Annotated in this window: 29 protein-coding genes and 1 tRNA gene; 3 read left to right on the top strand and 27 right to left on the bottom strand. The window is 40.4% G+C overall.

Annotation, left to right across the window (positions count from 1 at the left end):
* The 9 genes from pstB to murA form a co-directional block, all read right to left on the bottom strand.
* Positions 1-750 (bottom strand): phosphate ABC transporter ATP-binding protein PstB, encoded by a 750-nt coding sequence (gene pstB / locus CPRO_RS03990; RefSeq protein WP_066048077.1) that lies wholly within the window; start codon positions 748-750, stop codon positions 1-3.
* Positions 747-1,616, bottom strand: coding sequence for a phosphate ABC transporter permease PstA (gene pstA / locus CPRO_RS03985; protein WP_066048076.1), 870 nt, complete (start codon positions 1,614-1,616; stop codon positions 747-749). The genes pstB and pstA overlap by 4 nt, the downstream gene beginning before the upstream one ends.
* On the bottom strand, positions 1,616-2,455 hold the full coding sequence (pstC, locus tag CPRO_RS03980) for a phosphate ABC transporter permease subunit PstC (RefSeq protein ID WP_066048075.1): 840 nt from the start codon (positions 2,453-2,455) through the stop codon (positions 1,616-1,618). The genes pstA and pstC overlap by 1 nt, the downstream gene beginning before the upstream one ends.
* 355 nt (positions 2,456-2,810) lie before the next feature.
* Positions 2,811-3,716: a substrate-binding domain-containing protein gene (locus tag CPRO_RS03975; RefSeq protein WP_066048073.1), complete on the bottom strand. Its 906-nt coding sequence runs from the start codon at positions 3,714-3,716 to the stop codon at positions 2,811-2,813.
* Between the two features lie 757 nt (positions 3,717-4,473).
* The gene (gene ftsZ, locus CPRO_RS03970; RefSeq protein ID WP_066048071.1) at positions 4,474-5,592 is read right to left on the bottom strand and encodes a cell division protein FtsZ; all 1,119 of its coding nucleotides are present in this window, start codon (positions 5,590-5,592) and stop codon (positions 4,474-4,476) included.
* Between the two features lie 117 nt (positions 5,593-5,709).
* Positions 5,710-6,081 carry a small basic family protein gene (locus CPRO_RS03965; protein WP_082754216.1) on the bottom strand — a complete coding sequence of 124 codons (372 nt, stop codon included), beginning with the start codon at positions 6,079-6,081 and terminating at the stop codon, positions 5,710-5,712.
* Positions 6,078-6,794 carry a DUF881 domain-containing protein gene (locus CPRO_RS03960; protein ID WP_066048068.1) on the bottom strand — a complete coding sequence of 239 codons (717 nt, stop codon included), beginning with the start codon at positions 6,792-6,794 and terminating at the stop codon, positions 6,078-6,080. The genes CPRO_RS03965 and CPRO_RS03960 overlap by 4 nt, the downstream gene beginning before the upstream one ends.
* Before the next feature lie 24 nt (positions 6,795-6,818).
* Entirely contained in the window at positions 6,819-7,607 is a 789-nt protein-coding gene (locus CPRO_RS03955; RefSeq protein ID WP_066048066.1) for a cell division protein FtsQ/DivIB, read from the bottom strand.
* 5 nt (positions 7,608-7,612) lie between these two features.
* Positions 7,613-8,866, bottom strand: a complete 1,254-nt coding sequence (gene murA / locus CPRO_RS03950; RefSeq protein WP_066048064.1) for a UDP-N-acetylglucosamine 1-carboxyvinyltransferase — start codon at positions 8,864-8,866, stop codon at positions 7,613-7,615.
* A 135-nt stretch (positions 8,867-9,001) separates the two neighbouring features.
* On the opposite strand from murA, the gene CPRO_RS03945 reads away from it, so the two are divergent.
* The gene (locus CPRO_RS03945) at positions 9,002-9,931 is read left to right on the top strand and encodes a P1 family peptidase (RefSeq protein ID WP_066048062.1); all 930 of its coding nucleotides are present in this window, start codon (positions 9,002-9,004) and stop codon (positions 9,929-9,931) included.
* 68 nt (positions 9,932-9,999) lie between these two features.
* Here CPRO_RS03945 and CPRO_RS03940 read toward each other — a convergent pair whose 3' ends face one another.
* The 5 genes from CPRO_RS03940 to CPRO_RS03920 all read right to left on the bottom strand — a co-directional run bounded on the left by CPRO_RS03940 (position 10,000) and on the right by CPRO_RS03920 (position 13,258).
* Entirely contained in the window at positions 10,000-10,365 is a 366-nt protein-coding gene (locus tag CPRO_RS03940) for a NifB/NifX family molybdenum-iron cluster-binding protein (protein WP_330383865.1), read from the bottom strand.
* Between the two features lie 78 nt (positions 10,366-10,443).
* A complete protein-coding gene (locus tag CPRO_RS03935) occupies positions 10,444-11,304 on the bottom strand; it encodes a nucleotide-binding protein (protein WP_066048058.1) in 861 nt (286 codons plus the stop codon).
* Positions 11,301-12,128, bottom strand: coding sequence for a 4Fe-4S binding protein (locus CPRO_RS03930; protein WP_330383864.1), 828 nt, complete (start codon positions 12,126-12,128; stop codon positions 11,301-11,303). The genes CPRO_RS03935 and CPRO_RS03930 overlap by 4 nt, the downstream gene beginning before the upstream one ends.
* Before the next feature lie 8 nt (positions 12,129-12,136).
* Positions 12,137-12,466: a NifB/NifX family molybdenum-iron cluster-binding protein gene (locus tag CPRO_RS03925; protein ID WP_330383863.1), complete on the bottom strand. Its 330-nt coding sequence runs from the start codon at positions 12,464-12,466 to the stop codon at positions 12,137-12,139.
* Positions 12,467-13,185: 719 nt separating this feature from the next.
* A tRNA-Thr gene (locus CPRO_RS03920) sits at positions 13,186-13,258 on the bottom strand.
* A gap of 464 nt (positions 13,259-13,722) precedes the next feature.
* Here CPRO_RS03920 and CPRO_RS03915 point away from each other — a divergent pair.
* A complete protein-coding gene (locus CPRO_RS03915) occupies positions 13,723-14,592 on the top strand; it encodes a DMT family transporter (protein ID WP_066048052.1) in 870 nt (289 codons plus the stop codon).
* Between the two features lie 86 nt (positions 14,593-14,678).
* On the opposite strand, the gene CPRO_RS03910 is transcribed toward CPRO_RS03915, so the two are convergent.
* From CPRO_RS03910 to CPRO_RS03900, 3 genes are all read right to left on the bottom strand, one after another.
* On the bottom strand, positions 14,679-15,977 hold the full coding sequence (locus tag CPRO_RS03910) for a 5'-nucleotidase C-terminal domain-containing protein (protein ID WP_066048049.1): 1,299 nt from the start codon (positions 15,975-15,977) through the stop codon (positions 14,679-14,681).
* Complete coding sequence (locus CPRO_RS03905) at positions 15,905-16,609, bottom strand: metallophosphoesterase (RefSeq protein WP_066048047.1); 705 nt, start codon at positions 16,607-16,609, stop codon at positions 15,905-15,907. The genes CPRO_RS03910 and CPRO_RS03905 overlap by 73 nt, the downstream gene beginning before the upstream one ends.
* 574 nt (positions 16,610-17,183) lie before the next feature.
* Positions 17,184-17,663 (bottom strand): hypothetical protein, encoded by a 480-nt coding sequence (locus CPRO_RS03900; protein WP_066048045.1) that lies wholly within the window; start codon positions 17,661-17,663, stop codon positions 17,184-17,186.
* A gap of 185 nt (positions 17,664-17,848) precedes the next feature.
* Here CPRO_RS03900 and CPRO_RS03895 point away from each other — a divergent pair, with 185 nt between their 5' ends.
* A complete protein-coding gene (locus tag CPRO_RS03895) occupies positions 17,849-18,382 on the top strand; it encodes a hypothetical protein (protein WP_066048043.1) in 534 nt (177 codons plus the stop codon).
* 189 nt (positions 18,383-18,571) lie between these two features.
* Here CPRO_RS03895 and CPRO_RS03890 read toward each other — a convergent pair whose 3' ends face one another.
* The 10 genes from CPRO_RS03890 to CPRO_RS03850 all read right to left on the bottom strand — a co-directional run bounded on the left by CPRO_RS03890 (position 18,572) and on the right by CPRO_RS03850 (position 23,148).
* The gene (locus CPRO_RS03890) at positions 18,572-19,192 is read right to left on the bottom strand and encodes an NlpC/P60 family protein (protein WP_066048041.1); all 621 of its coding nucleotides are present in this window, start codon (positions 19,190-19,192) and stop codon (positions 18,572-18,574) included.
* Positions 19,189-19,542 carry a hypothetical protein gene (locus tag CPRO_RS03885; protein WP_066048040.1) on the bottom strand — a complete coding sequence of 118 codons (354 nt, stop codon included), beginning with the start codon at positions 19,540-19,542 and terminating at the stop codon, positions 19,189-19,191. Before CPRO_RS03885 ends, CPRO_RS03890 begins: the two co-directional genes overlap by 4 nt.
* Positions 19,526-19,816, bottom strand: coding sequence for a hypothetical protein (locus CPRO_RS03880; RefSeq protein ID WP_066048038.1), 291 nt, complete (start codon positions 19,814-19,816; stop codon positions 19,526-19,528). The genes CPRO_RS03885 and CPRO_RS03880 overlap by 17 nt, the downstream gene beginning before the upstream one ends.
* Positions 19,813-20,112 carry a hypothetical protein gene (locus tag CPRO_RS03875; RefSeq protein WP_066048035.1) on the bottom strand — a complete coding sequence of 100 codons (300 nt, stop codon included), beginning with the start codon at positions 20,110-20,112 and terminating at the stop codon, positions 19,813-19,815. The genes CPRO_RS03880 and CPRO_RS03875 overlap by 4 nt, the downstream gene beginning before the upstream one ends.
* A 45-nt stretch (positions 20,113-20,157) precedes the next feature.
* Positions 20,158-20,316: a CD1375 family protein gene (locus CPRO_RS15205; RefSeq protein ID WP_157881629.1), complete on the bottom strand. Its 159-nt coding sequence runs from the start codon at positions 20,314-20,316 to the stop codon at positions 20,158-20,160.
* Positions 20,309-20,650 (bottom strand): hypothetical protein, encoded by a 342-nt coding sequence (locus tag CPRO_RS03870; protein ID WP_066048034.1) that lies wholly within the window; start codon positions 20,648-20,650, stop codon positions 20,309-20,311. Before CPRO_RS03870 ends, CPRO_RS15205 begins: the two co-directional genes overlap by 8 nt.
* A gap of 17 nt (positions 20,651-20,667) precedes the next feature.
* Positions 20,668-21,708 carry a glycine-rich domain-containing protein gene (locus tag CPRO_RS15540; protein ID WP_066048032.1) on the bottom strand — a complete coding sequence of 347 codons (1,041 nt, stop codon included), beginning with the start codon at positions 21,706-21,708 and terminating at the stop codon, positions 20,668-20,670.
* Entirely contained in the window at positions 21,708-22,052 is a 345-nt protein-coding gene (locus CPRO_RS03860; RefSeq protein WP_066048030.1) for a hypothetical protein, read from the bottom strand. Before CPRO_RS03860 ends, CPRO_RS15540 begins: the two co-directional genes overlap by 1 nt.
* A complete protein-coding gene (locus CPRO_RS03855) occupies positions 22,049-22,510 on the bottom strand; it encodes a hypothetical protein (RefSeq protein WP_066048029.1) in 462 nt (153 codons plus the stop codon). Before CPRO_RS03855 ends, CPRO_RS03860 begins: the two co-directional genes overlap by 4 nt.
* Positions 22,511-22,602: 92 nt before the next feature.
* Positions 22,603-23,148: a hypothetical protein gene (locus tag CPRO_RS03850; protein ID WP_066048028.1), complete on the bottom strand. Its 546-nt coding sequence runs from the start codon at positions 23,146-23,148 to the stop codon at positions 22,603-22,605.
* Between the last annotated feature and the right edge of the window lie 9 nt (positions 23,149-23,157).

Genomic DNA, 23,157 nt, shown 5'->3' with positions numbered 1-23,157 from the left:
TCAGCCAAACCTCCCTGTAATATAATCCTCTGTGCGTTTATCCTTTGGCATGGAGAACAGCTCCTCCGTCTTGCCAAATTCCACAACTTCGCCCAAAAGGAAAAACGCCGTATTGTCAGAAATTCGTGCCGCCTGCTGCATGTTATGCGTTACCATAACAATAGTGTACTCCTTTTTCAACTCTAAGGCAAGGTCTTCAATACGAGATGTAGAGATGGGATCCAAGGCACTTGTAGGTTCATCCATAAGCAATACCTCAGGTTGTACTGCTAAAGCTCGGGCAATACAAAGTCTTTGCTGCTGACCGCCGCTCATGCCCAATGCATTCTTTTTTAATCGATCCTTTACTTCATCCCAGATAGCTGCATCCCGCAGAGCCTTCTCAACAATCTCGTCCAGCTTTACTTTGGAACGCACACCATGGGTTCGTGGACCAAAGGCAACATTATCATAAATACTCATAGGGAATGGATTGGGCTTTTGAAATACCATACCTACCCGCTTACGCAGAAGGTTAATATCCATTCCTTTATAGATATCTTCTCCATCCAGCAAAACCTGTCCTGTTATCCTGCATCCTTCAATCAAATCGTTCATGCGGTTTAGGGATTTCAATAATGTAGACTTTCCACAACCGGAAGGTCCGATGAAAGCTGTGATCTCATTTTCAGGCACTTCTAAATAAATATCTTTTAATGCTTTAAAATTGCCGTAATATAATTCCAAATCGGAAATGGATATTTTACTCATTCCTTCACTCCTACTCTCTTAGCAATAAACGCAGAAAGCGCATTAATACCAATTACCAATATCAATAAAATGACTGCCGTTGCATAGGCCTGATCCATGTAAAGCCCTTCATTTAACAGCGCATACATATGTACCGCCAAGGTTCTGCCTGATTCCATAACACTGCCGGGTACAACTGGAGCCGTGCCCGCGGGGTACAATAACGCAGCCGTTTCACCAACGATTCGGCCAATCGCCAGAATTACGCCGGATAAGATCCCGGGAACAGCAGAAGGCAGAACAATACGAAATACCGTACGCAACTTTCCGGCTCCAAGTCCAAAGCTTCCTTCTCGAAAAGCGTCAGAAACAGAAAGCAGGGCTTCTTCTGTGGTACGCATAATCAAAGGTAAAATCATAATTGCTAAGGTCAGCGCACCACCTAAGATACTATAACCCCAGCCCAAATGAATATTAAACAAAAGATAACCAAATAAGCCGTATACGATGGAGGGAATACCTGCCAATGTTTCTGTTGTCAACCGAACCACAGGGATAAACCGATTTCCTCTTTTTGCATACTCAGCCAAATAGATTGCGGAAAAAATACCGATAGGTACGGCGAACAGCAGAGAAAGCAATGTAATGGTAATTGTGTTAATAATCGCAGGCATCATGGAAACATTTTCGGTGCTGTATTTCCAAGCAAACAGCTCCGAAGTGATGTTGGGGACACCCTTTATCACGATATAAACAACCAGAGAAACCAACACACCCACGGTAACAAGTGCCGCCAAAATAACCAACAGTAGTAGCAATACGGAAAATGGGTCTTTCCTGTACCCTTTTAATTTCTCTCTCCATGTAATTTTATTGATTGCATCCATCAAAAGTCCCTCCTCTTTAAGAGGGAGAAACTAAGATTAATCAACAGAATAAACACAAACAGAACAACCGCTGTTCCTAAAAGCGCCTCTCTGTGCAAATCTGCCGCATAGCCCATCTCCATTACAATATTTGCCGTCAAGGTTCTCACACCGCTAAACAATCCCTTGGGCACAATCGCCTGATTGCCTGCAACCATAATAACCGCCATCGTTTCCCCAATGGCACGGCCAATTCCTAAAACAACCCCTGCAAGAATACCCTGCTTTGCCGCAGGTAAAACAGTAAAAAATACACTTCTCTCATGGGAAATTCCCAGTGCCAGCGCACCTTCATAATAATACTTAGGCACAGCCCGAATTGCCGCCTCTGAAACACCGATTACGGTAGGCAAAATCATGATTCCCAAAAGAATAGAAGCTGTCAAAACACCTTTACCGCTTCCTCCAAACAACTCTTGCATCATAGGCACAATTACCACCAAACCAAAAAACCCATATACAATAGAGGGGATGCCCGCCAAAAGTTCAATCGCTGGCTTAATCATTTTATAAAGACCTTTGGGACAAAAATGTGCTAAAAAAGCGGCACAAAGAATTCCCATCGGCACACCAATGATAATTGCTCCCGCCGTTACATAGATACTGCCTAAAATCATTGGGAAAATGCCGAAAATATTATTGGTAGGTTTCCATTTCATTCCCGTGAGAAATTGAACCACGCCGATTTCATGAATTGCGGGTACGCCATTTGCAAACAAGAAAATACAGATTAATGCCACTGCAAATATGGAGATACTGGCAGCAGCCAAGAAAACCCATTGCATTGCTTTTTCTTTCATATAAGTCCTCCTCGACCTCAAAAGGAATAGAACCTTTTTTGTATCACATCGAATCCTTAATAACAGAGTAACTGCTTTTAACAATTTTTTAACATGATTCTCTATTTAAGCAAAATGACGGTTCCCTCTTCGAGGTCCGTCTTATAAAAAACAATAATCTAAAAGCTTTTTAAGATATAGAGCAATTTGGAAATGAATTGATTTCCATATATTTGCAATGCTTTAAGGGAAAAAGAGTAAGGTTTTTATATGTTTCCGTTTACTTCCATTCTCTAAAAGCTTTTAGATTTTGTAATCCGTTTGCTTTTTATTTACTATTTAAGCTTGGAGCACATCTTTTATTAAGCCCTCCTACTTATTTAGCGATACTCCAATCAGTTGCATTTCCTGTGTAAATATCCTTCACATCTGCTGAAGATAAGCTGTTTACAGCATTCTCTTTATTTACAATCACGGCAATACCATCCATTGCTATCACTGTAGGTGTAAGTCCTGCGGATAATTCACTTTCTTTTAATTCTCTGGAAGCCATACCGATGTCACAAATACCTTCAATTGCAGATGTCATACCCGTTGTAGAGTCACTCTGCTGAACTTCAACGGTAATTTTAGGGTTTACTGAAGCATAAGCCTCTTTCAGCTTCTCCATTACAGGAGTTACAGAAGAAGAACCAGCAACTGTTACTTTGCCCTCTACACCTGCTGCTGCATATGCGCCAGTGTTGCCTTGACTGATGTACCCACTCTTCTCCACAACTGCCTGACCTTCTTCACTCATGATAAAAGCCATAAAATCCTGAGCTGCGGGAGAAATTTCATCTTTTGTAGCAATATTAAATGGTCTGGAAATTTTATATGTTCCGTTTTTGATATCTTCTACCGTTGCTTTCGCACCGTCAATTTCCAATGCCTTTACTGAATCATTCAAAGATCCTAATGAAATGTACCCAATAGCATCTTTGTTGCCTGCAATTGTCTGCATCATAACAGCAGTACTATTTGTGATTTCAGCTGTTTCAACTGTGTGGTCAACCTTCTTGCCATCTGCGTCTTTTTCTTCAATACCAAATAATTCGATAAACGCGCCTCTAGTACCGGAACCATCCTCTCTTGAAACAACGGTAATTGCAGCTGTATTTGCCGCCGCTTCAGCATTTGCATCCCCACTGCCTTCTGCAGCTTTGTCTGTGGAACCGCCACATCCTGCAAGGGCACCAGTTAACATCAACATTATCAAACCTAAGCCTATTTTCTTTTTCATTATTTACCTCTCCTTTTTGTATTCATCAATTAGATACAAGCAAAGTATACATAGATATTGTTAAATGAAAAATCATTCGTATGTTAAATCTATGTAAAATCGTAATTGCGGCGTATATTTTACGAATTTTTGAGCAAGAAATACTGTTTTACAGATATTCATTTTATTTCCATTTGCATAGTGAATACCCTTTTTATCACTTGAGATGAATATCTTCTATATCCATTTCATTTAGGAAAAACCTATATCTAGTTTTGACAGTTTTAAAAATTTTAGTATTTTTTTAAATTTTATTAGAAACTACCAAATGAGTCACACCTTATAAGAAAAATTATAAAAAATGGTTTAAATACAACAAAATTTATAAATGAGATAGATTAACCTCAATTTAAATTGTTCATTTCTGCCTCTCATGGTTCTCATAAATAGTAAGAATTTTAGTATTTCTAATTGATGGAACTTTGTAGAAGGTCGTCTATTTGAAAGTGTAAGAAGAGAAAAATTTAGATTCACAAGAAAAATACATCCTTTACAATGTTAATAGTTTTGACAAATTGTTCATTGGATTTAAACACAAACTGAAAATGCATTTGTTGAACTCAATTTTACATAATAGCATAAAGCAGTTCGAAAACTTATAGGAACGGTAATTTAACACAAAGTCAATCTAACATATTGTTCAAATAAAAGTGTCCTTCAAAAATTTAAGGCAACAAAAAGGCAGGTGGAATCATCCATCTGCCTAAATTTGTATGTATCAAAATTTCTTTCTTGTAAGGAAATCAGGAATCTTAATTTCAGATTCAAAATCATCCAAATCAGAAAATCTTCTAGGACGTACTTCTTCGTCTGCTTTTTCATCTTTTGCCTGCTCTTCTGCTGCAACAATCTCAGGCTTTTTCACTTCAACAATAGTAGGCATTTCACCATCAAGCCCTGTTGCAATTACAGTAACAACAACCTCATTATTGAGATCTTCGTTAATGGTTGTACCAAAGATGATTTCTGCATCAGGATCAATAGCCTCTCTGATTAAATCAGCCGCTTCCTCTGTTTCCATCAAACCAAGGTTCATATCACCGCTGAAATTAATCAATACGCTCTTAGCTCCCTCAATGGTAGTTTCCAAAAGAGGGCTCTGAATTGCCATTTTCGCTGCAATTTCAGCTTTATTTTCGCCACTGGCACGACCGATACCCATATGGGCAATACCTTTATTTGCCATTACTGTACGTACATCGGCAAAGTCCAAGTTAATTACGCCGGGCTTGGAAATCAAATCAGCAATACCCTGAACACCTTGGCGTAAAATTTCGTCCGCCTTTTTGAAAGCTTCGGTGAGTGTCGTCTTTTTATCAATAATGCTCAATAATCTTTGGTTTGGAATAATAACCAAAGTATCAACGTTCTTCTTTAATTCCATAATACCTTTTTCGGCATTACTCATTCTTTTCTTTCCCTCAAAGTTAAAGGGCTTTGTCACAACACCTACCGTTAAGATGCCTAGTTCTTTGGAAATTGCGGCAATTCTGGGAGCCGCACCTGTACCGGTGCCACCACCCATTCCGGCAGTAATAAATACCATGTCAGAACCATGCAAAGCCTGTGCAATTTCGTCTTGGGTTTCATCAACGGATTTTTCCCCAATTTCAGGATTACCCCCTGCCCCAAGACCCTTTGTCAGCTTTTCACCAATCTGAATTTTTGTGCTGGATCTAGCCTTGGAAAGGGCTTGTCCATCTGTATTTATTGAAATAAAATCAACGCCGTCCAGGCCGTCTTCAATCATTCTGTCAACAGCGTTGTTGCCGCCGCCACCAACGCCGATTACTTTTATCTGCGCCATACTGCTCAATGGGATATCAAATTCGAGCAAAAAAATCCCCTCCTAATAATCAAGAAATACATAATATTATATAATTATACACGAAAAAAATCATACTTTCCATAGTAAAAGAAAACAATTCAGAAAAATTTTGGTTTTTTTATTGCATTATTCTCCTTTTTCCGTTACTACTATAATCTGTTTTTCAGGTTTATTCAATAAAAATCTGCGAATCTGACTAAAATTGTTAAAAATGCGAGAACCGTAAACAACCACCGCAGCAATTGAAAGGTTGATATTCAGTTGATTCCCAAGCCAAACCAAGCCAACAGCAAGAATTCCATTACAGAAAAACCCACTGGAAAAAATTTTCAAATCAAATTGCTTTTGTGAAATGGCATAAATACCACCTAAAACCGAATCAAGGCATGCTAAAATTGCAATTGCCACATAGCTGGCATAACCATAAGGAATTACCACACCGCTAGTTATTCCAATAATAACGCCCAAAACCAAACCAATAACAGGCACACTCATCATCCCGCTACCTCCTGTTCCGAAGCAGTTGCTTTCCAAAGAATTGTTTGTGTATAGGGTGGAACAATGATATTTGCTTCCTTGTGTATATTAATTTCAATTCCCCATGGTGCCAAATTGTCCACTACACCCCCAGGAAATTTCAAAGCAGATTGCAAAATATCTCCGTCGCCCACAGCCTTAATTTCAAAAGGCGCCGCTACTCTTTCCCCATTTACCATTACAATAGATCCGGCACAGCTTACACTGCTTTTTCCCACAATACGCTGTCCATTAATGGAAATTGCTTCAGCGCCGCCTACGTTTAATTCATTGATTACAGAAAGGATGTCCTCCGCATGTACCAAATAGGCATTGCTGTCGCCACCTTTTTTTGTGCTGCTATCATTCATGGTTACCAAAATTCCCGCACCATGAACCTCAGTCAGCCCCGCAAATAAACGAAGCTTTTCTAATTCATTTTGTAAATTATCAATGGTGGCACCATAGTCCAAACCGCTTTCATAATCAGCAATGATTTGTTCCTTTTCCTTTAAATGCCCTTGGAGGGCTTCATTTTCCTCCTGTACCTTTTTTAAGGTAGCAGTCAATTCCGTCAAACGCTGATTTTCCGTTAAACCATTTTGCTTTTTCACCGTATTGTACTGAATGCCAATAATCGTTCCCAACAACACACAAATTAACGTAAGTCCATATAAATAATGGTTTTTTCCCATAGCTTGTCCCCTTTTTCCTAACGATTATGTGAGATATTGAAAAATAATAGGTTTATTCAAATCCCTTAAATCCAAGGTCCCTCTATCCTCCTTAGGAATTGTTTTCATAATTTCACCCATGATTCGAACCTTTTGATCCGCATCCTTCATGTCCCCCAAATGAATCAAAACTTTATTAACATTAGCATATACATCCTTGGGGTCAGTCACATCAATTTCAACCACAATATCCAAAAGATTATATTTTTTCATCAATTGAGACATCTGTAAAACTACCTGCAATGAGTCTTTATTTTCCACTGGCAACACTTCTCCCAAAAGAAAGCTGTCAAATTTAAGTCCTGTTACGATTGGCAAAGCCTCATGATACGTATTCTGTGTTTCTAAAACGCGGCCTTCTTCATCTATGTAAAGGTATGCACCCATATAAGATACATAACCTCTTGCCTTTCGCTCCTTCACCTGAATCACCATGGTGTTGGGCAATTGGGCTTTTAATTTCACTTCTGCAATGTAAGGATCCTGTTTTAAGATTTTTTCAGCTTTTCCCTTTCCGAATAAAATCAAATTGTCTCCATGGGTAAGGGAAATCATCTCTGCCAGCTCAGTTGTTGTAAAATGCTCTGCACCCTCCGCTCGAATTTCCTTCACTGCAAAAAGAGGAGAAAATAAAATCCCCGCAATTACAATGATAAGCATTAAAAAACCGATGACAAATTTTAAGTTTATTTTTCGCCCTGGGGGTCTTTCATAATAATCAAGTTCCTCTAATATTTCTACGTTGTCAATGCGTTTCTTTTTTTTCAATGCCATTTTTTTCACTCCATCAGCCGTACATTGCCGCCCAACAAAGATAAGGCGTCCTCAATTTTTTCGTACCCTCGTTCTACATATTCAGATCCGTATACAGTGCTTTTCCCTTCTGCCGCCAAAGCTGCAATCAAAAGCGCCGCACCACCTCGTAAATCCCGGCCAAAAACCTCAGCACCGTGAAGCCCGCCGCAACCCTTAATTTGTGCAACTCTGTCCTCAATTACAATATCGGCACCCATTCGACACAGTTCGTCAGCATGACGGAAACGAGCCTCAAATACTGTTTCACTAATCATACAAGTTCCCTTTGCTAATGTCAATAGACTCATCATGAGGGGTTGCATATCAGTAGGAAAACCCGGAAATGGACCAGTAACCAACGAAAACCCGGATTTCAGTTCCTTGGGCGGTTTCATCCAAATACGTTCTGCCTCTATATTAAATTGACATCCTGTTTTTACCAATGCCTCAAGGGTAGTTTCAATATCATTTTTTTCAATACCTGTCAGGTAAAGCTCTCCACCCGTCATGGCAGAGGCACATAAGAAAGTTCCTGCCTCAATTCGATCAAAAGGTATAGAGAAATATGCTCCGTGGAGCTTTTTCACTCCCTCTATCATAATAGACGGTGTGCCTTCTCCATAAATTTCAGCCCCACAGGCACGTAAAAAACGAACCAGAGCTACAATTTCCGGCTCTCTCGCCGCATTATGAATAACCGTAACCCCTTCTGCCTTTACCGCTAGAAGCAAAATATTCTCCGTCGCACCCACACTGGGATAGTTCAAATAAATATGATACCCTAAAATATGAGGTGCTTCACAATAAAAAAGTCCGTCCTCCTCTATAATTTCTACACCCATTTTTTCAAAAGCCTTCAAATGAATATCAATAGGGCGCTCTCCAATGGCACAACCACCGGGATGCCCTAGAATGGCTTTTCGCTCCCTTCCCAAAAGAGCACCTAAAAAAAGGATGGAGGAACGCATTTTTTGCACCGTTTCCTCCCGAATCTTTACATCTTGGATTTGTCTTGTGTCAATGACCGCTGTTCTGCCGGTGAGCTCAACCCTGCACCCCAGCTCCCTTAAAATATCCAGCGTTAGATAAAAGTCTCGAATCAGCGGGCAATTTTCCAGCACCACTTCATCCTCCGCAAGAAGCGTTGCCGCCAAAATGGGTAATGCCGCATTTTTACTCCCTCTTACCGCAAACTCTCCGCTTATGGGTTTTCCGCCCTCAATCAAGTAGTACCCCATGCTGTTCCCTCCAAAAAGCATCTTACCCACATTGTATAGGGGGACATTTTTTTTGGTGCATATCCAATTTGCATATGTTTACAAAAAAAACAAAACCTAGTAATATGTAAGAAAAAAACCACGGAGGACAAACCGATGAATCATAATCTTTTAGATATTAAGGGTATCAAAGTAGGCCATGCCGAAAATACCCATGGCAAAACGGGAGTAACCGTTATTATTGCCGAAAACGGAGCCGTTTGCGGTGTCGACGTAAGGGGTGCAGCCCCGGGCACACGAGAAACAGACCTTTTAAATCCCATTAATTCCATGGAAAAAGTAAATGCCGTTGTTCTTTCCGGCGGCTCTGCCTTTGGGTTGGAAGCCTCCTGCGGTGTCATGCAGTATTTGGAAGAAAAAGGAATAGGCTTTGATGTTGGGGTAACGAAAGTCCCCATTATTCCTGCCGCCGTCCTTTATGACTTGGAAAATGGCGATGTCTTTTGCCGTCCTAATCAGGAGATGGGCAGGAAAGCCTGTGAAAACGCCACAGACAAAATTCTACTTGAGGGAGATGTGGGAGCAGGCTGTGGTGCAACGGTAGGTAAACTCAGGGGCACCTTAGGCTGGTGCAACAGTGGCATCGGCTCATGGGCAGAAACGACAGAAAACGGCATAACCGTTGGATCCCTGATTGCCGTAAATGCCTTTGGAGATATATTGGAAAAGGGAACAATCATTGCAGGAACAAAAGATGAAGATGGGAACTTTCTGGATACTGCAAAGGGGATTATCCGGTATGCCTCTACCCTTTCCTTCAGTGGAAAAAACACCACAATCGGTGTCATTGCAACCAATGTCAAGCTCACAAAAGCCCAAGCAGCGAAGGTGGCGGGAATGGCTCACGATGGATTGGCAAGGTGTATTTCTCCTGTTCACACCACCATGGATGGAGATACTCTGTTCTGCCTTTCAACGGGAGAAATCGAACTACCTACAGCCCCCGTGGATTTGGTGGGAATTATGGCGGCAAAGGTTACGGAAGAAGCTGTACTTCGTGGTGTAAAGGCGGCAAAACCTTTCTAAGAATAATTTCTCATAAAAAAGCAGGGTATCTTTTTTAAGGTTACCCTGCAATGTATTTTAACGACTAATTAATGATTTCCACATTCGTGGGCATGTTTGTGTTCATGACAAATGGACCCTGTTGATTTTAATTCACCCTTCAAATAGCTTTCAACCGCATTTTTGGCGCTGCCCTCTGCGCCCAAAATCACTTCAATTTTTCTTTCATTGAAAATTTCAATGGCTCCGCCACCCATTCCGCCTGAAATCATTACTTCAATACCCATATCGCCTAAAAAATTAGGTAAGAATCCTGGTTTATGTCCGGGATTTGCAACTGCTTTTTCTCCAACTATTTGGCCATGCTCTGTTTCAAATATAGAAAAACCTTCACAATGCCCAAAATGTTGTGCAACCAATTCTCCCATACATGCTACTGCAATTTTCATATTCATTCTCCTTTTCTAATACAAAATTATCGTGCAACATTGTTTGTGTACTTTTAATACTAATGGGAAATTTTCCATTTAAATCTATATAAAATATACCTTGATATTTTCGTAAACTTGATATAGTGCATCCCTTGCTGGGCAGTTAATTTTGGATATACTATGCCCTTCATTGACTGCGACAGAAACCTTTTCATCATAGGGAATGCATCCTACAAATGGAATTCCCTCCCTCTGGCACAATCTCTTGATTTCCTCCGTGTTTTCAATGCAAGTATCATATTTATTGACACAAACAGCCATCCTCACCTGAAAAATTTCAGCTGTTCTTAAAATACGCTTCATATCACTGATACCGGATAGCGAAGGCTCCGCAACAATCAAAACCATATCCACACCACTGATTGAGGCTATTACAGGACACACTATTCCAGGGGAACCATCAATGATGGCGAGTTCCTCATTATCATGGCCTTGCTCCAGCTGCTTTTTCACCGCTGTAACTAACTTACCCGAGTTACCTCGTCCCATTTTAAGCTTGGCAGTGGAAAATAACCGTTCCTCCCAATAAAGTGCCAGCTCCCCGGCAATGTCTTCCTCCATGGTTACCGCTCCTACGGGACAGGTATACATGCATACGCCACAACCCTCACAAGCGTAAGGATTCACAGAATATCTTCCGTCTGCCCTAATAATACCTTGAAATCTACAGTTTTGATTACAAACACCACAGTCTACACACTTTTTATCATCAATGATTGCTTTTTCTGAACCATAATAATGCGTCTTTTGGGGACTCCCCTTCATTCCTGCAATCAGATGTAAATTGGGAGCGTCCACATCACAATCGGCAAAAGCATCAGCCTTAGAAAAATCAATGAACGCAGCGGTTGTTGTGGTCTTTCCTGTCCCACCCTTGCCGCTTAAAATCAGGAGTTTCTTCATTCCCTCACCTCCATTCGGATTTTATCTAGGAGCGTGGAAAATATCATCCTGGTTTCATCATCTTTCTCACTAGCCACTTCACCATTTGCCCCAATTTGAGCTAACTTTTCCTGATAAGGTATACAGCAAAGGATAGTAATGTTGTTTTCTTTACAAAAATTAATCAATGGATAATAGGTGTAATCCCCTTTATTTATCACTACACCGCAAGGCTTCTGTAAAAGTGACACAAGCTCGTACACCATTTTGAAATTGTGAAATCCAAAGATGGTGGCCTCTACCACCAAAAGACAGTAATCCGCTGTTTGCACACTTTCCATAACTGAGCAAGCGCTCCCTGGAGGACAATCAATGATCATTATACTTTTTTCAGTAATTTTTGTATCCAAAGCATTTTGAATAACAGGTATACCACTTGCTTCACCGATATTTAAAATGCCTGTAATTACCTGTACCTCTTTATTTCTACCTCTCTCCACAATACCAATGGGACGTTTTAACTCATAAATTGCCCCAGTGGGACAGAGAAGAGAACAAGCACCACAGGAATGACAAACCTCAGGAAAAACAAGTGGGCTATTTTTGATAAATCCCATAGCATTAAATCTGCATGAATCTACACACTTACGACAGCCGATGCATTTTTCCTCTAGAACCTGTGGCAATTTTGTATAAACTTCCTCCGTAACACTTTCCTCAGGCTTTAAAAACAGTCTTCCATTTGGTTCTTCCACATCACAATCTATACAGATTGCATTTTTTGCTGTAACGGCAAGGTTTACCGAAACGAAGGTTTTTCCGGTTCCTCCCTTTCCACTTAACACCGCGATTCTCATATTTTTCCGTGAAACCCTCCATGGAAATGAGTCAAAGGTGCAAGTTCTCCTTTCTGAAAAGCTTCGATATTTTCCTTTGCGGATACCTTCGTTGTTTTATATACCTTGATTCCTGCCCCTTGAAAAACCTCCGCGGAATTTTCACCACAGCGAACCGTAAGTAAAGTCTCTGCCATTGCATCAACAATAGCCTGAGCCGCTTTTATGCCTGCGCCACCTTGTGACGCCGCCCCTGGGTTCTCAAAAAAGTTAGAAACGTCACTCTGCGTATCATAAACTAAAAAATAAGGTGCTCTGCCAAATGAAACACATACCTCAGATTCCATACGCATTTAATTTATGGGTATCGCAATTCTCTTAGCTAAAAACTCCCTCCTCGTAATTCAATTGAAAATAATAAAACTATTCATAAACGGCACATTCATTTAATTTGATTTTTGATACCCAAAATCATTTCCGTCATATGCCATTAATTTATTGTACGGCAATTTATGTCATATGTCAATAATTTGCTCCATTAGAAAACCAATTCTTTTCTCACATTGAAAGAAGGGCTCTTTATTTATCTTAAATTTTCACGGTGTTCTAAATCCAAAACCACATGCCTTTGATTCTTTTAAACATCTTTTCACCAAAAACAAACGTAGTTTCTTCCTAATATAAAAATAATCCTGATACAAGGAATCTCTTTCTTGCATCAGGATTATTTGTTAAGTATTGCAGATTTTTTCACATCTGATTCAGGCATACCTTGCTTTTCCAATCTTGCAATCCTAATCTCTTCTCACTCACAGTTAGCTTCCTCAGAATCCTCCTATTGATTTTTTCATTAAAACATCTCTTTTTTCGGGTGCAAATACTATAATATAAACTATTTATGTAAATGAACCTATATTAAAACCACTTTTGTATTTTGCAGTTAATGATAACGAAACCAGTTTCTTTTTTCGCCTCATTTCCGTAGGCTTTTATAAACCATACATCCAATGCATTTTTCTTTTTTACAATAAAAAAGACCCTGAGTGTATATTATCAGGGTTCCATAAGCTACTGAGGGGACTCGAACCCCTGACCTGCTGATTACGAATCAGCTGCTCTACCAACTGAGCCACAGTAGCATATTAATTTTATTTTATAATAATTTGATTTTGAAAATAACATAAAAGGTTGAAAAACGCATCTTTACCATTGTATCATATGAGAATGAAAAATGCAACAATTCATCACTCCTCTTTGCATATTTCAATAAAGCCCTCTGTATAATCTGAGAAGACATTATAGGTGAAATCCGTATAGTTCTACAAATATTTTCACCCTTTAAATAACCATAAAATAATCTTAATACAGCAGTTTACAACAAAACCCTATAACTACTTAAGCACCTAAAACTATATCATCTTTTACAAAATAATGTTATAATTCTATTTGCAAATTAGGAACGCTTGTTGCAACAAATTCCACGATTTTCACAGTAGATAAAATGTTCCATTCTTTAAGGCATTACACCAATAAATTCTGGCGGATGTCTTCTTATAAAAGATTTGGCCATTGCGTTAAGAAGATTTTTTTAGGAGGAATCACTATGACAAACAAACAAAAAGTATGGGGGCTTGGATTTTTGAGTGTGTTTTTATGGGCATCAGCCTTCCCCCTTACAAAGGTTGTTCAAGAGCAATTCACCTCATACCCTTTAGGCTTTCTACGATGCAGTATTGCAGCAATTTTATTACTGATTATTGGCAAATGCTCTCACATACATATGCCAAAAAAAGAGGATATCCCGTGGTTTTTCCTTTCCGGCGCTATGGGTTTTACGCTTTACATGATTGCCTTTAATACAGGTATTCAATCATTAACTTCAGCCACATCCAGTATTGTCATTGCCATTACCCCCATTCTTACGGCAATATTAGCTGCAAAGCTTTATGATGAAAAGATACGCCCCGTAGGTTGGTTGTCAATCATAATGGCATTTATCGGTGTTTTGATTCTACTCCTTTGGGAGGGCGTTTTCTCAATAAATATTGGATTAGTTTGGACAATTTGTGCTGCTATTGTTTTTTGCGGGTATAACATACTAAGCAGAAGACTTTCACAAAAAGGGTACTCTTCTTTGGAAATCGTTACATATAGTATGCTCTGCGGCGCAATTTTGCTGGGCTTTTGGTCTGTTGAAAGCTTCCGGCAAATGACGAATGCCAGCGCCAAACACATTTTTTCTCTAATTTATTTAGGTGCTTTACCCAGCGCAGGTGCATACTTTTTTTGGGGCAAAGCAATGTCCTTAGCGGAACGTACCAGCGAAGTAACCAATTTTATGTTCATCACCCCCCTCCTTTCCACAATTATGGGATTTATTATTTTAAAAGAAGTACCAAATATGGGCACTTTCATCGGTGGTGCAGTAATCATTGTCAGTATTGTTGTATTTAATCTGAAAGGAAAGGGATAAAAAATAAATTAGATCTATCTTACTTAACTAATAAAAGGCGGTAATTCCAAAATGGATTACCGCCTTTCATATCTTTGTCAACACAATTACTTTTTAATAACCAATTCCTGACCAATATAAATTTTAGCTGGGTCTTTAATTTGTTCTCTATTGTACTCGTAAATAGTTCTCCATTGATTACCATCCCCCATAAGGTTCTTAGCAATTTTCCACAGGCTATCCCCTTTGGCAACTTTATACACATCTGAAAAAATTTGGGTAGGTGCCTTTTCAGGTGCTGCTTCTGGAGCATTTGCAACTGGAGCCTTTGTTTCCGGCTCTGCTACAGGTTTCTCAACAACTTCCTTCTCGGGTTTCACTTCGGGCATAGCAGATGGTTTAGAAACCATTGTAATTCTACCCTGAGGCTTAGCATATTCCTTACCAATGACACCCTTCATAGAATTCACATACTGAATCAAAGCATCTGCGTCAACAATACCGGTATTCTGCTTGAATGACCCTTGTGTCAAAGCATAGTAGGTGTCACCGCCTTCTGCCTGAAAGCTATTTACTACCACGGTATAGTTGGCCTTAGGATCGAATGCCTTGCCTCCTACACTGGTTATTGTAACACGACTGCCCGGAGCAGCAGGTGCGTAATATGTAGAATTCGGATATTGCGATCCGTTTTTATATTCCACAGCTGTGTTTATGGTGTATTCCGCCCCCGCAATCTGAGGGAAGCCACCTAAGGCTGTAGGCGTACAGAACGTAGAAGCCTCCAGAATTTCAAGAAGCTGTGCTCCTGTAACTGTTACTAGCTCAACTGTATTACCATAAGGGAATACGGTATACAAAGTGTTCAGAGAGATGTCCCCCGCAGGAATGCTGGCACGAATGCCACCACCATTAGAGATTGCCACATCCACATTTATGCCTAATTTTTGTTCTTCAGCATATTTTCTGCCTGCATACAAGAATGCATCCGATGCAAAATCCCCTAAGTTGGTTTCCTCTGTACGAACGCCTGGCTCTCGCTCCCCATTCAAACTAACCTCTGATTTTGCAAAGAGACCTGCATAATATGTATCAACCTCAGTCTTATCCGCTGCAACCATATTTACTAAAGACTCATCATATTTGCCAATGCTTGTCTTGTAATCAGCGGCACTCATCAGCTTTGCAACAGCTTCCTTTGAAGACTCATTGATGACAATTGTTCCCACGTTTTCCAAATAAGAACCTGTGCTCACAATTAATGTATCATTCACCTTTTGACCACCATCCATTACTGTATGGCTATGTCCATCAATGATTAAATCAATACCCTTTACTGCATTTGCAACATCAATTGAGCGTCTGCCAATACTTTCATCATCAACTCCCAAATGTACCAGTGCCACAATATAATTACATCCTTTTTCTTTAATGCATCTACTTGTGCTTGGGCAGCGGCAGTCATCTCTTTTCCATCCAAAAAGGTTACATCCTTCACACTGCTAGGGCTTGATTTTGTTTGTGTCTCCGCCGTATCTAAGCCGAACACACCAATCTTCATACCTCCCTTTTCCAACACAATATTATCCCCGAAATAGGGCTCATTCGTGCCCTTTTTCAAAATATTAGCATCCAGAACAGGCACTTTACCAGCCTTTAATACAGCAACTATGTCCAAAAGAGAGTCAAATCCAAAATCAAATTCATGATTGCCTAGAGAAACGCCGTCATATCCTGCTGAAACAAGGTATTCAGCCGCCTTTAGTCCCTTGGAATGATTTACCAGGGTAGTTCCCTGTGAAAAATCTCCTGCATCCAAGAGAATAACATCTGCACCTTGGGCAGTATAATAATCCTTAAGACCCTTCACACCAGCAATACCAATGCTTTTTTCCCCCGTCTGGTAATATCCATGCATGTCATTAGTATGGATAATTACCAACTTTCCATCCATTGTACCCGCAAGCACTGGAACAGTTAACCCCACCATCATGGATAAGGACAGCAGTAAAGATAAAACCTTTTTCCCATGTTTCATAGTACTCCTCCTTTTTATTTGGTAATATATTACTCTCTAATCATATCACTTTTTGAAATAAAAAGGAACATAGTTGACATTTTTTTCATACAAACAATACACAAATTTGACACAATCTTTTTTTACCTTGATCATTAACACAGAAACTTTCTGATTATTCAATCGATATAACTATTAACACCAAACTAATGGATGGATGATTTTGATTTAGATTTCTCTTGCACTATACGAAAAATAACAAAAACGACACTATATAATACGTGGTTTTCGAGCAATAAAAAAGAAAGTGCCAAAACCCTTTAAAATCAAGGTTTTCAGCACCTTCTTATACCCATCGATGCGACAGGATTTGAACCTGCGACCTCGGCGTCCCGAACGCCAAATCAGCACCCCCGCAAACCCTTGATTTTACTGGATTTGTGAGAGAACTGACTTGCATCTGACTTGCATCTGATTTGCATAAATTTCAAAACCGTTTTTGTGGTCTCGTGATACGATTAGAAATGTGGTTTAGATACCCACAAAAAGAGTCAGGCCTAAGCCTGACTCTTAAATATATGTTTATTTAAATCTTTTAAGGAAAATCGCTTTTCTTCTTTTCGCTTGCGTATTCTTTTACATAATCGGCAAAGCTACCAACCCATGATTTGCTTGGGGTTTCGCTGATTTTTGTAAAATTCCAAGTGAAATCATCCAATATTAATTTAAAGGATAAATTTTCACAAATAACAGTCTGTTCTTCCAAAACCGTATCAGACAGATACACCTTTTTACATTGAAGCAAATAAACATTGTCTTCCTTATTCTCGAAAGTACCCTCCAAAAAAATATCGTTTTGATAATCTTGCAGATAGAATACTTTTCCTGGACCTGCTGTTAATGAGCAGAGAGTGTTTTCATCACAGGTGTAAGTACCTATTAATTGATTAGAGAGTTTTGGTTGGGAAAGTGTACTGATAAAATTGACACCATAACGTTCATAAGAGTAAATAAAAGCAATAAGCAGCAAAACACAGCAAAAAAAACTTACGACTATGTGTATATTTTTCTTCATAAAATTACCTCCATAAATATGATAACATAATAAAATAAAAAATAATATGTATATATTATATAAAATAATATAAGAAAATATAACATTTTATATAATTATATTTGACATTAATAAAAAAATAGTATATATTGGAAATTACATTACTAATACTAAATTTAACTGTATCATAAGGAGGAGATTGAATCATGAAAAAGTTAGCTATTACTGGTTTGTGCTTTATTTTAACGACAAGTATTTCAGCGCCGGTTTTTGCGAATACCGGTGAGACACAAGCAGTCGTATCAAATGTAATTGAAAATGCATCGGATAATTCTACGAAACGCGCTCAAGATTGGGAGTATAAACGAGAAAGTGGAAGCTCACTTATAAAGGCAGATCAATATATAGGTGTGGCTCCAGGACAAGGGGCAGACTGGACAGTTTTCTACGATGAGCCTGCTGGTTTTAATTGGACCCCCAGTGGAAGTCCTGTGACAGTTACTGTATCTGCTCCAATGGGCGTGTTTAGTATTTCTGCTAATTTAGGCAGTTGCGGCAGCTCTGGTAAGTTCTATGGTGCAAAAAAGAATAAACCATGTAGACTTGAGGTATATAAGGATATTGAGATTAAAGAATATCAAGTCTATAGAAGACCTATTGGTACAACTAAGTGGGTTTTCTATAAAACTGAATATCAAACATCAATAAGCACTGACCGTACAAGGGTTGTCTACCGTTAATTTTCAGTATTTGGATAAGTGTGTTACATAAAGTCCTTAGGAAAATTACATTATGAACATAGTGTCATACTCTTATCACCTACAGTGGTATTAAGTATGACACTAGCATTATGAACGAAAACAATAAAAGTGAAAAAATTTTTACGAAATTCAATTGCTTTCTCTGTTTGCTACCAATGTGTCTGTAAATTATTTCATCTCAAGCATTGGCACACTGCCCTTACTCCCAACCTTTAACCCCAACAACTCCGCAATATCTCTAGTCTTAATATATGTAACCCCATCCTCCCGAATCATATCCACTTCACACTCTTTACCATTTACAATAATCTTTTCTCTAGTTACCACTTCATCATCCCTTTCTGCATAATTAATATAATCCATCAACAGCCAATGGGTAAATTTGTTCTTACTTAGCGGTACCTCTCGTACCCCATACGCCGAACCATCTGCAGCTATGTAATATGGCACACCATTTTTCATACCGGTATAAATACCCACATGCCCTTTCATCCAGACCAAAGCACCCACAGGAGCCTGTTTAATTGTGCTAATAGCCTCCTTTTTGATTGCACTATCAAATAGTTGGGCAGAGCCAAGCACAACCCCAGTAGCCCAAGAAATCAGCCCGGAGCAGTCCACACAAACCTTGCCTACCTTCTTTTCATCAGAATCCCATACACACTTTTTTCCGTATTGCCCCTGCAGATAATTGAAGTTGGCCTGTGTCAATACAGCGCCCTTCATACCGTATACATATGCCGTTCCTAACTTAGAACGTGCAAAAGCTACTAATTCATGTCCTGTCATGCCACATCCCCCTTTACCACTTCTCGAATTGCCTTGTTCTGTGTCAACATGATACGCATTTCTTCTAGTGCTGCATCTACCCAGCCAGAAAAAACGGTAAATGAAATCATCTTGGCAACCGCTGGAAAACGTGTAATGAATAAATCATAAACATATCTAAGCTTTAACTGACCTGTACCATTGCCAAGGGCTTTCTCAGCTTCGATGCAGGCGTACAACAGCCACTCATTGATTGTTTCTATCTGCTTCGCTGAGGGAAGTCCGTAGAAACGATAAATGGCTATAGCAACCACCAATGCTACCGCCAGTATTGCAACTACAATAAACCAATTTTCAACCAGCCACATCATTATAATTCTCCTCTCTGGATACAACGGAATCATAAACAACCCCGCCTGCTGTATTCTCTCTCATACTTTTCATGGTATAGCCTGTCTTGCTCACGCCCCATGCCGCCCATGGAAGCGATACCATTGCTGTAAGCCAAGGGAAAGCTGAATCAGACCCCCTAAAAACGCTGTAATAAGCAAGCCCGATTACGCCAACTGTATTCACCCACAGCAGAGCCATTTCCATGACCATGATACGCTTTGAAAACTCACCGTTTACATTTCTTCGTCTCACGGCAACCGCCCCCCTGAAAGGAGATACCCGACCACCGCACCCACTACAACAGTAATCGCTCGTTCCACAATACTTTCCCACCGTTTCGCTGGTTTTTCCGCCAGAGTTTTCACATCCGCTTTAATCTCTCCCACGTCCTCTTTTATGTACTCCTGCTCTTTCTGCATCACAGAAAAAGAATTGGTGAGCTGTTCCAAATTGTCCTGGCGTTTCTCCATGGAATCTAACCGGTGCTTATTGCTCTTACTCCGCTGGTCAACCTCAATCAGCTTTTCTGAAATTTCATCTTGATTCATAATCCACCCCCTCATCACCCAATAAAAAAAGACCTCTCGGTCCTATCATTTCTCTAATGGAAAGCCATTTGTATCATAGCCTCTTACATTTAACAAAGCCTCAACCTCAGACCTCCAGTTCGAAGGTACAATTTTCATCTCTGTATTTGTTACATCGCACGTCCTTTTTTGGTTTATCACCAACATAAAATAAGTTTCAGCCATTGGCGTTACCTCCCATCAATAAAATAGCCTCGTAAATTTCTGCCGTTGCCTCCGCAGATGCAAGCCTACTTGCATTGAGTTCTTCATAAATAGTTGCCTGTGTTTCCATAATTGCAAGCTCCACCGTGGTAGGTCTGTATGGTTGAACAGGCTTGGGCTGCGGGATATCCTGTTCATGGAATTCACCATTAATGTAAAGCATTCCTATATACACCGAAGAATCACACTCCACAGCAGTTACCTTAAAGCCTTCTGGGCTGGGTGGCCACTGTGGTGCCGCTTCACTAGTTAAAACATCAATAACGCTTTCAGACATAATCATTGCATACGTCATAGCAATATCCCCTCCTCTTAACTTACTACGATACCCTTGGAAATACGAACAAAGCCGTCTGCACCTTTTCCACCTGAACCTGATACCTGGTAACGATAGCCGGCTCCGCCACCTCCGCCACCTCCAGCTCCCGGATAAGTACCATCTCTACCGCTTTCAGCAGGGGTATATCTGTCACCATTGCCACCGGCTCCACCGTATCCACCGCCGCCTATAGCGCCCGTTAGCGATATGCCACCAGCACCGCCGCCACCTCCGCCGCCTCTTGAACCTGCACCGCCTGAGCCTCCGCCTGTACCCCCACTGCTGCCACTCGAACCTGTACCGTAGGATTCCAAGCCCCCGTCGCCACCTCGACCTCCGACACCACCGCCTGCGCCGCCCTGACATCTATTTTCGTAGCTGCTACCACCACTCTGGCCGTTGCTGCCTGCGGCACCACCGCTTAGAGTTACCAGGCCACCCACCACCGTACTAGTTCCTGATGTGTACGGCGCTCCGCCTTTACCAACGGTTATAGCAATTGATGAACCAGCTGTAATAGTATACGCTTTCTGCAAAATGTAGGAACCAGCACCGCCACCTCCACCTCCACCTCCATTCGCATCGTCACCAGTACCGCCACCATAACCACCGCCACCTCCACCGCCAACCGCTGTTACATAGATGGTTGTAACGCCTGCAGGTACTGTAAATGTACTATTGGAGTAGAAAGTACCTATAACCTCATATGAAGAGTAGCTTAATGTATATAGTGTACCCATAGTCGCCAAGTTAGCTGTTGCATTGACAATTGTACCCCCCACGTCTACTTTAACCGTATAAGCACCTAACGGAAGCGGTACTAAAACAGCCTTGTATTGACCAATTGTAAGATCATTATTTGTAAGCTGAAGAAGCACTGGAGGATATGCACCTGAGGTATGTGTTATCGTAAACGTATTGCCCGTGAAACCTCTGCACAGAAGTTTCGCTGAAACTAAAGTGTCTAAGGGCATTAGATACGACTTACCTATAGCGTCACTAATTACCTTTTTACCAAATCCCCATAATCCCATTAACTAATCACCTCACTAATACTTCCATCTGAATTGAATTTTGTTGTTTTGGTAATAGTCTGACCGCTACCATCCGCAAAGGTTTCGACCACATCACCATTGGAGCGAAAAGTAGTTAAAAGTACTCCCGTGCTGTACTTTTCTATAATATTTCCATCAGCGTCAAAAGCAGTATTAGAAGCCTCCATGCCCTGCAATGCCATAAATGCCTCTCTGTTTAAAGCTGTTCCTACTACGCTGGCATTATCTTCTCTTTCAATGGTGGCATAGCTTATACCCCCACTTTCATTTGTAATCTTATAACGATTTGGATTCACTGGAACCCTATCGATAAAATTCTTCAAAGTACATCACCTCCGCAATCCAACGTGCCGCAATACCTGTATGCCTCTATCATCTTCCTTCGCATTCCATCTAAATCAAGTATTATCTGTTCAATGTTATTTGCTTCCGCATAGCTAATCCATTTCATAGAAGCTGGCGTTTGCACCTCTGAGGGGTAAAACCTATTTTGTAGTAGCCGGATATTGTATAGAAACCTCTGCATCTCATTTTCCGTAGGAAAATCTGTTTTTGACCAATTTGTTTTCGTTTGTACTGTAACAGGATATCCTGCTTCAGATAGTAATTTTGCTATGTATTCTACTGCAATTTCAACCCTGTTTAGATCATATGAGTTATAAAATCCTTTTGCATTTTGGGCTAAAACATCCTCTTTGGTGCGATCTACTACCATATCTGGTAAATACACACCCTCCCAATAAGAAAACCCCCAGCGGAAATTACCCCATGTTAGGCTCATCTTCAATCACTTCCTCTTGCATTGTCAGCAACTCGGCCTCTTCCTCAGGCGTTGCGTCTCTGTAAACTCCGTTTTCGTATACTCTCATATGATTACCCTCTTTCCCACCATTCTACAACTGTGCCAGCCGAGAATGTACCAGTGGATAAAAATAGTTTAATGGCAGTTACTGCGGTCTGGGGCGTAGTCAAGCCACCGCCATACATTTTCATTGCACCTCCTAATTCGTAACGTGCAGTACTCTGAACCTTAACAATAACATTTTTGTTTAACACTCTTATGCTACCAAACACTTCGGTACTTACATTTCCCCAATACCCAAAAGAGAAAGCGCCCGCTGGTTGTGCTACAGTCCCCCAGTAATCTGGTGCAGTTATCCCATTAATCTGTAGATAACCCAAAGCGGTTGTTATGTTTGCATTCTCCCCGCTGTAACACAGCAACTCTCCGCCCAGCTCACTATGCAGCGGACTTCCGTCGGTGTATTTGTCTATTTCGATAGTTGGTTGCACTGAACCATCGGGGACAATTACTTGTGCGGCAAGGCGCAGTCCCTTGTATTTAGCCACTTGATTCCCTATTTTATTAATTTGCTTAGGGTCGGCTTTCTGACCCGCAACAACATTTTCCCATTCCATAAAATGTTC

This window comes from Anaerotignum propionicum DSM 1682, from assembly GCF_001561955.1.
Lineage (GTDB): Bacteria > Bacillota > Clostridia > Lachnospirales > Anaerotignaceae > Chakrabartyella > Chakrabartyella propionicum.
Note: the sequence above shows the minus strand (reverse complement) of the source record. Positions and strands in the feature narration are given on the sequence as shown.

Coding starts and splice junctions, on each gene's coding strand:
- CPRO_RS15540 (WP_066048032.1), bottom strand. CDS start 21,708: ATGGGATTATGGGGATTTGGTAAAAAGGTAATTAGTGACGCTATAGGT.
- CPRO_RS03975 (WP_066048073.1), bottom strand. CDS start 3,716: ATGAAAAAGAAAATAGGCTTAGGTTTGATAATGTTGATGTTAACTGGT.
- pstA (WP_066048076.1), bottom strand. CDS start 1,616: ATGGATGCAATCAATAAAATTACATGGAGAGAGAAATTAAAAGGGTAC.
- CPRO_RS03915 (WP_066048052.1), top strand. CDS start 13,723: ATGACAAACAAACAAAAAGTATGGGGGCTTGGATTTTTGAGTGTGTTT.
- CPRO_RS03960 (WP_066048068.1), bottom strand. CDS start 6,794: ATGGGAAAAAACCATTATTTATATGGACTTACGTTAATTTGTGTGTTG.
- CPRO_RS03935 (WP_066048058.1), bottom strand. CDS start 11,304: ATGAAGAAACTCCTGATTTTAAGCGGCAAGGGTGGGACAGGAAAGACC.
- murA (WP_066048064.1), bottom strand. CDS start 8,866: ATGGGGTACTACTTGATTGAGGGCGGAAAACCCATAAGCGGAGAGTTT.
- CPRO_RS03925 (WP_330383863.1), bottom strand. CDS start 12,466: ATGGAATCTGAGGTATGTGTTTCATTTGGCAGAGCACCTTATTTTTTA.
- CPRO_RS03965 (WP_082754216.1), bottom strand. CDS start 6,081: ATGATGAGTGTGCCTGTTATTGGTTTGGTTTTGGGCGTTATTATTGGA.
- CPRO_RS03955 (WP_066048066.1), bottom strand. CDS start 7,607: ATGGCATTGAAAAAAAAGAAACGCATTGACAACGTAGAAATATTAGAG.
- pstC (WP_066048075.1), bottom strand. CDS start 2,455: ATGAAAGAAAAAGCAATGCAATGGGTTTTCTTGGCTGCTGCCAGTATC.
- CPRO_RS03945 (WP_066048062.1), top strand. CDS start 9,002: ATGAATCATAATCTTTTAGATATTAAGGGTATCAAAGTAGGCCATGCC.
- CPRO_RS03890 (WP_066048041.1), bottom strand. CDS start 19,192: ATGACAGGACATGAATTAGTAGCTTTTGCACGTTCTAAGTTAGGAACG.
- pstB (WP_066048077.1), bottom strand. CDS start 750: ATGAGTAAAATATCCATTTCCGATTTGGAATTATATTACGGCAATTTT.
- CPRO_RS03850 (WP_066048028.1), bottom strand. CDS start 23,148: ATGGAATGGGAAAATGTTGTTGCGGGTCAGAAAGCCGACCCTAAGCAA.
- CPRO_RS03875 (WP_066048035.1), bottom strand. CDS start 20,112: ATGAATCAAGATGAAATTTCAGAAAAGCTGATTGAGGTTGACCAGCGG.
- CPRO_RS03940 (WP_330383865.1), bottom strand. CDS start 10,365: ATGAATATGAAAATTGCAGTAGCATGTATGGGAGAATTGGTTGCACAA.
- CPRO_RS03895 (WP_066048043.1), top strand. CDS start 17,849: ATGAAAAAGTTAGCTATTACTGGTTTGTGCTTTATTTTAACGACAAGT.
- CPRO_RS15205 (WP_157881629.1), bottom strand. CDS start 20,316: ATGGCTGAAACTTATTTTATGTTGGTGATAAACCAAAAAAGGACGTGC.
- CPRO_RS03885 (WP_066048040.1), bottom strand. CDS start 19,542: ATGATGTGGCTGGTTGAAAATTGGTTTATTGTAGTTGCAATACTGGCG.
- CPRO_RS03905 (WP_066048047.1), bottom strand. CDS start 16,609: ATGAAACATGGGAAAAAGGTTTTATCTTTACTGCTGTCCTTATCCATG.
- CPRO_RS03900 (WP_066048045.1), bottom strand. CDS start 17,663: ATGAAGAAAAATATACACATAGTCGTAAGTTTTTTTTGCTGTGTTTTG.
- CPRO_RS03855 (WP_066048029.1), bottom strand. CDS start 22,510: ATGAGCCTAACATGGGGTAATTTCCGCTGGGGGTTTTCTTATTGGGAG.
- CPRO_RS03870 (WP_066048034.1), bottom strand. CDS start 20,650: ATGACGTATGCAATGATTATGTCTGAAAGCGTTATTGATGTTTTAACT.